Here is a 12143-nt window from a genome sequence, read left to right on the forward strand (position 1 = left end):
ATAGTTAATTTTTCATAGGTATATATCTGTCAAAAGTGGAAAAAAAAACCTAATCTAACAACATTTTTCTATTTTTCTTTTTCAGAAAGTTGGTGCCTATACAGCTCTTTGTAGTATCCTTCAACAGAATTTAATTCTTCATGTGTCCCTTGCTGCATTAATTTTCCGTTCTCGAGAACTATTATTTTATCCGCGTTTTTGGCAGAAGAAACCCTATGACTAACTATAAGAGTGGTCTTGTTTTTGGATTCATTTTTCAGTTGATTTAAAATTTCCTCTTCGGTTTCCGTGTCAACAGCAGAAAGACAATCGTCAAACAGATATATTTGCGGATCCTTGAGGAGTGCACGCGCAATGGAAACACGTTGTTTTTGACCTCCACTTAGGGTAATGCCCCTTTCTCCCAAGATGGTTTCATACTGTTTGGTAAAGCCCATAATGTTTTCGTGTACAACCGCTTTCTTGGCTACGGCGATAATTTCCTCATCTGTGGATTTTTCCTTGCCAAATTTTATGTTGTTTTTGATAGAGTCCGAGAAAAGAAATGCATCTTGAGGAACGGCACCAATCGATTTTCGTAAGCTTTGTAGATTTAATTCCTTAATTGGAATCTCATCAATAAGAATTTCTCCAGAGTCGATGTCGTACAATCTGGCAATAAGGTCTAAAATGGTCGATTTTCCAGATCCTGTTTTTCCAAGGATGGCAACGGTCTCTCCTTTATTTATGGTAAATGATATATTGTTTAAGGCTGTAATGTTGGTGTCTTCATAAGTGAAGGTGACATTTTTAAACTCCACTTTTCCTGATATTGGGGTATCCTTGTCTACGGTACTTACTATATTGGGCTCTTCCTGCAAAAATTGATTTATCCTTTTTTGCGATGCTTCTGCCCTTTGCACAATAGATGTTACCCAACCTACGACCGCTACTGGCCATGTTAGCATGTTTACATATAAAATAAATTCGGCAATGATACCTATTGAGGCTATTTCGCCGTCTATATATTGTTTACCACCAACGTAGATGACAAAAATATTACTTATCCCGATCAACAAGATCATCAATGGAAAAAACCAGGCATTCACCTTGGCCAGATCCATACTTTTGTCTTTCCCATCCAGAGCCAAATGTTTTAGTTCCGCGTTTACCTTGGGTTCCAAAGCATACGCCTTTATAACAGAAATTCCGGAAAAAGATTCCTGGGTAAAAGTAGATAGCGTGGATAAAAATTCTTGAACAACAGTACTGCGCTTATGAATGATCTTACTGATCTGATAAATTAGTACAGACAATATAGGTAAGGGCAACAAGGCGTATAGCGCCAATACAGGCGCTTTTATAAACATAAGGGGAACAAGGCAAACGAAAAGTGTTAGTGTTTGAATACCATACATTATGGCAGGGCCACCGTAAAGCCTAACCTGGTTGACATCCTCACTAATTCTATTCATTAAATCTCCAGTTCTGTTCTTTTTGTAGAAATTAAGGCTTAAAAGCTGATAGTGGTCAAACACTTCATTTTTTAGATCGTACTCTATGTATCTGGAAACATTAATGATTGTCTGCCTCATTAGAAAGGTAAAAAAGCCAGATAGTAATGCCGCTCCCACGATAATTAGGATGTATTCCAGAAGCATTTCCTTGGCTTCGGACTTTACAATATCATTGCCAATATAACCCTCTACGACTTCAATGGATTTTTTTACATAAGAAGGCATAACCAGTTGAAAAATACGGGCTATCATTGTGATTACAATACCGACAAGGAGTTTAAATCGATACTTTTTAAAATATTTATTTAGATGTTTAAGTTCTTTCATCCGATAGTAAACAGAAATTGCAGCATTTATGGATTACAATTCGGCAAAGATAGTTTTTTGAATCTTAAACAAATGTTATAAAACACATAAGATAATACCGAAAAACGTAGCTAGGATTAAAAAATATAATCCTACTTTTGTACCCGAAAGTTTTATTTATTTTACTAAAGTTCTTTAAAAATGCTTACAAGAAGGCACATTAGGGTTAAAGTTATGCAATGTATTTATGCATTGACACAATCGAAGGATGATTCGCTTGAAAAACAGGAAAAATTTTTGAGAGTAAGCATAGAAAACATGTACACCCTTTACTTGTTAATGCTGAGTCTTTTCATAGAATTGCACGAAAGGGCACAGAATCAGGTAAACCTTTCTTCCAAAAAATATCTAACAAACACCTCGGATTCCTTTCCAAACAAGGAAAAGTTTCTGGGTAATAAATTACTTCTTCAAATTTCTGGTAACAAGTCTTTAAAGGATGAGTTGTCTAAAAGAAAACTGAACAATTGGTATTTAAACGAGGAGTATATTAAGATTATATATAAGGAGATAATGGAAAGCGATGTATATGCTACTTATATGTCCACTGCCACTAGTACATACGATGAGGATAAAAAGCTGGTTTTAGATCTGTTTCGAGAGATCATTGCTCCTAACGAAAAGATTTATGATTATTTTGAAGATGATAAATTAACCTGGGTAGATGATATTCCTATCGTAAATACTTATCTCTTAAAGCAGTTTAAAAAAGTAAAGGAAAGTAGTGTTCCATCTTATTTTTTACCACCCCTTTTTAAGGATGAGGATGATATGGTGTATGCCAATAGACTTTTGACGAAAACGCTACTGAACAATGCGAAATTGGAAAATGAGATCGAAGGTAAAACCCCGAATTGGGATAAAGATAGGATTGCTGATATTGATGCCATATTATTAAAAATGGCAATTTGTGAGTTACTTAACTTTCCATCGATACCGGAGAGAGTTACCATAAACGAGTTTTTAGAAATTGCCAAGGAATATTCAACACCTAAAAGTAGCATATTCATCAATGGAATATTGGATAAGTTGGTAAGGGAGTATAAGGAGGCCGGCAAACTAAAAAAAGTGGGTAGAGGTTTATTGTAAGTAAATATTCCTTAATTTTGCGCAAAATAAAAATTAAAACAGTTGAAATGAGCTACAGGAATTCTTGAAATCGATCAAGATGTTTAATGGCGAATTACTTCTGACTTTTAAAAACAATTAAATATAAACAGATGAAAAGATTATTCTTAACCTTAAGTGTTTTTTCTGTACTTGTGCTTTTTTCGTGTAAAGAAAAAGCCTCCAGTAAAATCGAAGCCTCCAATGTAGAAGTTGCTGCTGAAAGAGATGCAGCCTCAAAAAGTCTTCCAGTAATGGAGTTCGATAAAGTAGAACATGATTTTGGATCGATCGATCAAAACGCACCACAAGAAACTATTTTTACTTTTACAAATACTGGTGATGCTCCATTGATTATTACCGACGCAAAAAGTAGCTGTGGATGTACTATTCCAGAATTTCCAAAGAATACTCCAATTGCACCAGGTGAAAAAGGTGAAATGTTGGTTAAGTTCAATGGCTCTGGGCAAAATCAGATTACCAAAAATATTACCGTTACTGCCAACACTAGCAAAGGAACGGAAACTCTTACAATTAAAGCATTTGTAACTCCTAAAGGAGCAGGTCCTGTAGGTCCTGTTAAATAATTAGATTAAATTATGTTAGAACAATATCCATATCTTCCGCTTATATTGATGTTTGTAGTGGTTTATTTTTTTATGATAGCCCCGCAAAGAAAACGTCAAAAGCAAGAGAAGAAATTTACAGAGGAGTTAAAAAGAGGAGATAAAGTGGTTACCAAAAGTGGTATGCACGGAAAAATATTCGAATTAAGTGACAATGATTTTTCCTGCATAATCGAAACTATGGCCGGAAAAATAAAATTTGATCGTTCCTCTATTTCCATGGAAATGAGTAAAAAATTGAACGAACCCGAAAAGAAATAATTTCTTCTTGAATAGTATTAGGAGCACCAACCAAAAGTTGGTGCTTTTTTGTTATAATATTTTGTACATTAAGGGTTTATATACTTCATATTACCATGATACAGAATAGACGCAAATTCATAAAAAAGAGTTCCCTATTGGCAATGGGCACTGGAGCAGCATTTTTAATTCCAATGGACTTATTGGCCGCTATTAGAAGGAATATAAGTCCAAACGACAAAATAGGGGTGGGATTGATCGGTTGCAATGGGATGGGCTTTCACGATTTAAGTTCCATGCTTAAGATGAGTGAAATTCAGGTTGTAGCTCTATGCGACGTGGATGATGGAGTGTTAAGAAAGAGAACTGCCGATTTAGAAAAGGCCGGAATAAAAAAGCCGAAGTTATATAAGGACTATAGGGAATTATTGGGAGATAAAGATGTTGATGTGGTAATTATAGGTACACCAGATCATTGGCATTGTCTACAGCTTTCAGATGCGGTAAAGGCGGATAAAGACGTGTATTGTGAAAAACCCTTGGCCAATTCCATTGAGGAATGTAACCTTATGCTAAATTCCGTGCAGGCAAGTGATCGAATGGTGCAAATAGGGCAGTGGCAAAGGAGTCAGCCCCATTTTGTAGATGCCATAGATTTTGTCCATTCCGGAAAATTGGGGGAAATTCGCCTAGCAAAAGCATGGGCCTATCAGGGTTGGATGGGAGCTATTCCTGTTTTGCCAGATACCGCTACACCTGCTGGTGTGGATTATGATATGTGGTTGGGACCTGCTCCCAAGAAACCTTTTAATGCCAATAGGTTCCATTTTAATTTCAGGTGGTATTGGGATTATGCAGGGGGATTAATGACGGATTGGGGAGTGCATCTTATGGATTATGCCCTATATGGAATGAAGGCCAATACGCCAAAATCGGTAATGGCGTTGGGCGGTAAGTTCGCTTATCCCAATGATGCTTCAGAAACACCGGATACATTGCAGACCGTCTATGAGTATGATGGTTTTTCCATCTTATGGGAACATGCTACAGGGATAGATAATGGTAATTACGGCCGAGATCATGGTATTTCCTTTATCGGTAATAATGGCACCCTGGTTTTGGACCGTAAGGGATGGGAAGTAATCGCCGAAAAGGATAAAATGCAAAGTATACCTTTGCAACAAAACCAAGGAAACGGTCTGGACAATCACACATTAAATTTTATTGAGGCAGTAAAATCCCGTGACGCTTCCAAACTAAAAGCGCCTTTAAAAGTTGGGTATGATGCTGCTTTGGTTTGCCATATGGGAAACATAGCTTTTAAAACGGGCAACAGAATTTATTGGGACAATTCTTTGGGCCAATTTTCTGATGATAGTTCCAATGCATTCATAAATGCGCATTACCATAATGGTTGGGAGTTGCCAAAAGGTTAGTAAAAACATCAAAATTATCATTTTCAGTAGCTTAGTGATGTGAGTTGGGTTTTGAATTGCTAAGTAGTTTATGTTGCAACATTTTGTTATATCGAGCAAATAGCGCATTTCAATTTGGTTTTTGTTCCCATCAATTTTCTAGTTCACTTTTAAGTGAGTTCTAATAGGGTTTCTCCATTATAAACAGAAAGGCGTCCGCAAGGTTAGAGAATAAGTAAAATAATGTATATTTTGCGGAGATAATATAATTGAGTTCTTAATTTAAATTCCACATCAACCAAACCTTTGTTTTAAAAACTTAATAAAATAAATACTTATGAAATATTTGATTGTGATTTTATGCTTCTTTAGTTTGAATATAGCTAAATCACAGGAGTTGTTGCTGGAAGCGGAAAGTTTTGATGATAAAGGGGGGTGGGTCGTGGATCCCCAATTTATTGAACAAATGGGGTCTTCCTATCTTCAAGCTCACGGTATGGGCGTAGCTGTAGAAAATGCACGAACCCAGGTAATTTTCAAAAAAAATGGTGACTATAAAGTTTGGGTACGAACCAAAAATTGGGTACCGGGAGATTGGGAAGCACCGGGAAAATTTCAGATAAAAGTAAATGATTTGGTGTTGGGAAATACCCTTGGCCTCCGTTCTGGCTGGGGTTGGGAATATGCTGGAGCTGTTCAGATAAAGAATGTAAAGAATACTTTGGAACTTGTAGATCTTACAGGTTTTAATGGCCGTTGTGATGCCATCTATTTTACTACTTCTGACGTTGAACCGCCTTCATCTATGAAAAAGTTGGCTACTTGGAGGAAAACTGTAGTTATGGAGCCCTTGGCACCCAAAGTTACCAAGAAGTATGACCTAGTTGTTGTAGGAGGAGGAATTGCTGGTTGCGCAGCGGCTATAGCGGCCGCAGAACAAGGGCTTCAGGTTGCGTTAATTCATGACCGACCTGTTTTGGGAGGTAATGCCAGTAGCGAAATTAGGGTACATACCTTGGGTATATACGGAAATTTTGAAAGGATTCTTAAAAAGTTGGATACCGAACATTATCCCAATGGATCTCCCGAAGCACATAAAGACCAAATAAAAAGGGATAACAATGTGAAAAGTTATGAGAATATTTCCCTCTTTTTAAATTGGAGGGCGTATGATGCAAAAGCTGTTGAAAATAAGATCAGCTATGTAGATGCGCGACAAACTGCAACCTCCGAGCGCATTCGTTTTGAGGCGCCACTTTTTGTAGATTCAACCGGTGATGGTTGGATAGGTTTTTGGGCCGGTGCAGAATTTTCTTATGGACGGGAAAGTGTAGATCAATATGGGGAAGAATGGAAAGAGCATGGGGAATTATGGAGTCCAAAGCAACCCGACAATGCTGTAATGGGATCTTCGGTGCTGTGGCGTTCCTTTGAAGCGGACCATAAGGAAGACTTTCCTGAAGTGCCTTGGGCAATGCCAGTGGCTAGAGATTATGCCAAAGTCAAGGGAGAATGGCAGTGGGAGTTTAGCCGTAATGATCTTAATCAAATAGACGATGCCGAGGAAATTCGCGATCATATGCTAAGGGCTATTTATGGTTCATTCGGTAATGCAAAAAAGATACCGGAAAATGCCAATCGAAAATTGGAATGGGTATCTTATCTAGTTGGTAAACGGGAATCCAGAAGATTGGTCGGGGATTATATATTTACCTTGAATGATGCTAAATCTGGCCGCACTTTTCCCGATGGCGTAGTTGAGGAAACTAGGGAAGTGGATGTTCATTATCAGACGGTGTTGGAGGATGAGAAAAATCCTGACTTTATTTCTGAGGCACTTTTTTACAAGACGCCTAAATATTATATCCCTTACCGAAGTTTGTATTCAAAAAATATTAGCAATTTATTTATGGCCGGCAGGAACTTCAGTACCTCACATGTTGGTCTGGGCGGACCAAGGGTAATGAGAACTACGGGGCAAATGGGGGCGGCTGTAGGCTTTGCGGCCTCACTTTGTAAAAAGTACGATGTTGACCCCAGAGATATTTATTCTGGGTATTTGGAGGAATATATGAATCTTATCGAAAAACAAAAATATACACCTATTCCAGATTCCAAGAAATAGTTTGTTGGGTATTCATCCATCTAGGAAGTCTCTAAATCTAGTTTAGATATATGAAAGGAGTAAGTAAATCTTCATGAAAATAATAATTGCGACAATACTATTTTGTGGATTTGGATTGGTATGGACTCAGAAAATAGAGTTGATCAATACTAGTGTTTCCCAAAATAAAACGTTGAGCAAAAAACCGGAGTTCTTTGCATTGGAATGGCAAGAAGGATTGGTATTAAAAAATAAAACAACACCATTTTTTATAAAGGTAGAGACTATAGGCAATCAAAATGTTGATCTCCTTGTTAACGAGCAGAATAGACCTGTACTTTATACAGCTGATATTTGTACTCCGGTCTGTGCAGATGGCGAATGTAGGCTAATGTACCTTACACTTTATTGGAATTTATTGGGTGCATATGTTGGTTATGATAAGGTGGAGGGCCAGACATTGACGAAACATGATCATGAGGAATTCTTGGGCCAGGATTATGAGAAATTACACTATTTATTAATGGATGATAATTCGATCCTGAAAAGAAAAAAAATTAATGAGTTGGTGGAGAAACCAGAGGAGTCTGAGCTTGATGGTGCAGACGCCAAAGCGGGAGCCACCATAACCGAGGTAAAGGAATCTGTGGTAGACGGGGCGCTCTATTCTTGTTATGTAGCTTGGCATATTGCCCACGGTCCCATTAATGGTGAACTGCAGGAATATACTACCTCCATGTATGACAATAAATTGAAACGGTTTATGTTAATGAGTAATGTACAGGATTATCAAATGTATGCGCTAAAGACTCTTAACGATGAGGAGTATATTGACTACAAGGACCGGATAGTTCAGATTTTCAAAGAAGGTATTCCCTTGGTACGTACCTATATTGTCCAAAATCTTCCTAAATTGTTCTGGGAAACCGATAGCCTACAAATCCTATTTTGGGATAATTTTGCTACTGTGGATATCAACAACAGAAGTTTATTGCTAAATCATGTTCAGCAGGCGCCGGTTGAGGTATTGGTCTTATTGAGCGGTAATTTGGAGATAATGACTAAAAATCAACTCAAATTATTCCTAGCGGCCATTAAAAATAAGGTGAAGACCAATTCTGAAATTAATGCCAATTTATTGATTTTTGTAAATTCGGGTAAGCATACATACGCTTATATTGTAGCCGAATTTTTGGAGACCTTGTAATAAATAGAAAAGTGTAAGTAGAGTTAAAAAAGAATCAAAATTATAACATTATTTAAATGATATCATTCTTATTATCGATTGGAGCTTTAATACTAGGCTATTTTACTTACGGAAAATTTGTGGAACGGATTTTTGGTGTGGATAAGGATAGGGAAACCCCGGCAGTACGCCTTAGGGATAATGTAGATTTTATGACATTGCCCACCTGGAAGGTATTTTTGATTCAATTTTTAAACATAGCGGGATTGGGACCAATTTTTGGTGCAATAGCTGGAGCGATGTTTGGACCGGCCGCCTTTTTATGGATTGTATTGGGAAGTATTTTTGCAGGTGCTGTGCACGACTATTTTTCCGGAATGTTATCTATAAGGCATGATGGGTTGAGCATCAGTGAAGTGGTGGGAATATATCTTGGAACCACCGCAAAACAATTTATGCGCTTTTTTTCGGTAGTCCTTTTGATATTTGTTGGAACTGTTTTTTTGGTAGGACCCGCAAAAATAATTGATGGTATGACGGGGAATATCTGGAGTGTGTGGATTTGGGTGGCCATTATTTTGGTTTACTACATTCTTTCCACATTACTGCCTATAGATAAATTAATAAGTAAGCTCTACCCAATATTTGGGGTAGCTATGCTGCTTATGGCCATTGGGTTGCTTATTGCTCTCTTTTTTGGAGATTATAATATTCCTGAATTGGTACCGAGTAATTTAAGAAATATGACCAATGACCCCGAGGCAACACCATTGTTTCCAATTTTATTTATAACTATTGCATGTGGTGCCATTTCAGGATTCCATGCTACCCAGTCTCCATTAATGGCACGCTGTATGAAAAACGAAACCCTTGGAAGAAAGATATTTTACGGAACCATGGTAACGGAGGGAATCGTGGCCTTAATTTGGGCTGCTGCTGCCATGACCTTTTTTGGAAATGTGGAAGAATTAAATGGAGCAATGTTAGCTAATAACAATAACGCTGCCTGGGCAGCCAATGAAATATCGCTTAATATGTTGGGTAAGTTCGGCGGCATACTGGCCTTATTGGGAATAGTTGCTGCCCCAATTACTTCGGGAGATACCGCATTTAGGTCGGCACGCCTAATATTATCGGATATCTTTAAGTCGAACCAAAAAAAAATAATCAATAGGCTTCTTATTAGCCTACCCTTGTTCATCATCGCCTTCGCACTAACACAGATAGACTTTGGAATTATATGGCGCTATTTTGCATGGAGTAACCAAACCTTGGCCATGATCGTGCTTTGGACCATAACGGCATATTTAATCTATGAAAACAAGGCCTACTGGGTAACCCTATTGCCAGCCATTTTTATGACCATGGTATGTAGTACCTATATTTTAATAGCCCCGGAAGGATTCCAACTATCCAATGAAATCTCCTATATAGGTGGAACTCTAATAACATTGACCATCACTATCGCATTTTGGGTTTATACCTCCCAAAAGAAAAAAGTCTTTGTAGGGATATAAGAATTATTTCTCATATACTTCTTTTGAAGACGGGCAATAAATACTCCTTACAAATAACTCAGCCACCATTTATCACGATTATTAAGCTTATAGATCATGTACTTTTTGTATAAGGGATATAGTGCAAGTATTAATCCGATCCATATTAAATAAACAATCCAAAGGGCATATCCACATCTGTGGGGTCAATAAAAAATGAACCATAATTAAAATAGTCCCTAACATGGTCTAGGGCCATAATAACCATGACCAAACCTCTTAATATATCAATGGATTCTATTCGGTTGGTTTTTGGTTGCATAAATATAATGTTGTTTTTGGTTGATTATTAGAGCACATTATAACTGGGTAATAATTGCAGATGTAGTTTTAACTTGCTTAAATATACCAACTACCTCCGGATTCTTTATAGAGTTGGGCCATACGCCTGGAATATTATTAGGATTTAAAAATCACGTTTTGGTCAGCTTCAAACCATGTTTTGTACAAGGGCTGGAATACCCTTTCCAAACTATTTCTCTTTATTTTTAATGTTGGAGTGGAAAATCCATTGGCAACGTTCCATTCCTCTTCCATAACTACAACTTTGGATATTTTCTCATGTTTTTGCAGACTTGGATTAATGTCTAAAATGGTTTGATGTAAACTTTTACTTAGATCATCTTTGGATTTGGACTTTCCTAAAGATGAGACGGTAACTAGCGCAATAGGCTGAGGTATACCTGTGCCAACGACGCAGATCTGTTCAATATCGGTATTCTTTGAAATTTGAAGTTCTATAGGAGCTGGGGATATGTATTTTCCTTTATCGGTTTTAAATTGATCTTTCACTCTTCCTGTGATTGTTAAATAACCTTCATGATCGTATTCGCCGATATCCCCGGTTTTAAAATATCCATACACATCAAAAACTTCCGCTGTTATTTCCGGTGCTTTGTAATAACCCTTAAAAAGACAATTGTTTAAAATTAAAATTTCACCTTCCTCAGAGAATTTAATTTTCACCCCTTCCAGTGCTTTGCCTACAGTACCTATTTTACTTTGACCGGATAAATTGGTATGTGAAATACAACAATCCTCCGTCATACCATAGGCTTGTTGAATAGTGATGCCAATAGTATTATACCATTTAACCAAACTACTAGCAATGGGTGCAGCCGCCGAGGCAATGAATGATGCGTTGGACAATCCCAATTTGGTCTGGATTTTTTTCTTTATTGATTTGTTTACGAATGGGATGGATAATAGTAAGGATAATTTCCTTTGTGGAAGACTTTCCAAAATTTTTTCTTGAAATTTGGTCCAAATTCTAGGTACGCCAAAGAAAATATCCGGTTGTAATTTTTCTAAATTCTCGGCGAATGTTTCCAAAGAATAAGGAAAGGTTATCTGGCCGCCATAAAAAAGTATTCCATTGCAAAAAGCACGTTCCGCAACATGTGCCAAAGGCAAATAAGAAAAAAATTTGGGATTCTTTGGGAGGTTTATGACCTGGGTAAATGTACTTGAACTATTGGTGAAATTCCCTGAAGTATGCATTACTCCTTTTGGTTGTCCCGTAGTTCCAGAGGTATATATAATTGTCCGTAGATCATCGCTTTTCGGTATACACAAATCCATCAACTCCAATTCCTGGTTCAAAATGTCTTCCCAATATAATCCGGTATTAGCTCCAAATGCTTTTACACTAATTATGGGGATATTGGGAATGCCTGTTTTTTGGGATGCAAAATCGTCCAGTTTCCCAATAATAATGGCTTTGGATTCACTATGTGTTAATATTTGATTTATCCCTTCGGAGGTCAATGTTGGGTAGATGGGAATGGAAATAAATCCTGCCATGGATATGGCCAAATCCGCCATAATCCAGTGGGGGCAATTTTTGGAAAGCAAGGCAATATGACTTTTGTTAGGTAGTCCTAGTTTCAATAAATACGAAGCCAATTTTCTCATTTCAATCCCAGCATCGGAATATGAAATGCTCTTTTGATGGCTCTCAAAATTCTGAATCAAGAACGGCTTACTTGGTGTTTCCTTTTCCCAATAAAGAAAAGCCTCTATTGAAGAACTGAAATTATTCATGACG

10 protein-coding genes are annotated in these 12143 nt (G+C 37.3%); 7 read left to right on the plus strand and 3 right to left on the minus strand.

What is annotated here, in order from left to right:
- Positions 1 to 68 precede the first annotated feature (68 nt).
- Entirely contained in the window at positions 69 to 1823 is a 1755-nt protein-coding gene (locus CWD90_RS07840; protein ID WP_103475387.1) for an ABC transporter ATP-binding protein, read from the minus strand.
- 180 nt (positions 1824 to 2003) lie between these two features.
- Between CWD90_RS07840 and nusB the strand changes: the two genes are divergently transcribed.
- The 7 genes from nusB (at position 2004) to CWD90_RS07875 (ending at position 10057) form a co-directional block, all read left to right on the plus strand.
- A complete protein-coding gene (gene nusB / locus CWD90_RS07845) occupies positions 2004 to 2951 on the plus strand; it encodes a transcription antitermination factor NusB (RefSeq protein WP_103475388.1) in 948 nt (315 codons plus the stop codon).
- A gap of 131 nt (positions 2952 to 3082) precedes the next feature.
- Positions 3083 to 3556, plus strand: coding sequence for a DUF1573 domain-containing protein (locus tag CWD90_RS07850; RefSeq protein WP_103475389.1), 474 nt, complete (start codon positions 3083 to 3085; stop codon positions 3554 to 3556).
- Between the two features lie 12 nt (positions 3557 to 3568).
- A complete protein-coding gene (gene yajC, locus CWD90_RS07855) occupies positions 3569 to 3856 on the plus strand; it encodes a preprotein translocase subunit YajC (protein ID WP_103475390.1) in 288 nt (95 codons plus the stop codon).
- A gap of 95 nt (positions 3857 to 3951) precedes the next feature.
- A complete protein-coding gene (locus CWD90_RS07860; protein ID WP_103475391.1) occupies positions 3952 to 5271 on the plus strand; it encodes a Gfo/Idh/MocA family protein in 1320 nt (439 codons plus the stop codon).
- A gap of 316 nt (positions 5272 to 5587) precedes the next feature.
- Positions 5588 to 7375, plus strand: coding sequence for an FAD-dependent oxidoreductase (locus CWD90_RS07865; RefSeq protein ID WP_103475392.1), 1788 nt, complete (start codon positions 5588 to 5590; stop codon positions 7373 to 7375).
- A gap of 73 nt (positions 7376 to 7448) precedes the next feature.
- Entirely contained in the window at positions 7449 to 8561 is a 1113-nt protein-coding gene (locus CWD90_RS07870) for a hypothetical protein (protein WP_103475393.1), read from the plus strand.
- Between the two features lie 56 nt (positions 8562 to 8617).
- Positions 8618 to 10057, plus strand: coding sequence for a carbon starvation CstA family protein (locus CWD90_RS07875; RefSeq protein WP_103475394.1), 1440 nt, complete (start codon positions 8618 to 8620; stop codon positions 10055 to 10057).
- 145 nt (positions 10058 to 10202) lie between these two features.
- Here the strand turns inward: CWD90_RS07875 and CWD90_RS22995 are convergent, their stop codons facing one another.
- The gene (locus tag CWD90_RS22995) at positions 10203 to 10358 is read right to left on the minus strand and encodes a hypothetical protein (RefSeq protein WP_157941176.1); all 156 of its coding nucleotides are present in this window, start codon (positions 10356 to 10358) and stop codon (positions 10203 to 10205) included.
- Between the two features lie 137 nt (positions 10359 to 10495).
- Positions 10496 to 12139, minus strand: coding sequence for an AMP-binding protein (locus CWD90_RS07880; protein WP_103475395.1), 1644 nt, complete (start codon positions 12137 to 12139; stop codon positions 10496 to 10498).
- Positions 12140 to 12143: the final 4 nt, after the last annotated feature.

It is taken from the genome of Arenibacter catalasegens (genome assembly GCF_002909235.1).
GTDB classification, from domain to species: domain Bacteria; phylum Bacteroidota; class Bacteroidia; order Flavobacteriales; family Flavobacteriaceae; genus Arenibacter; species Arenibacter catalasegens.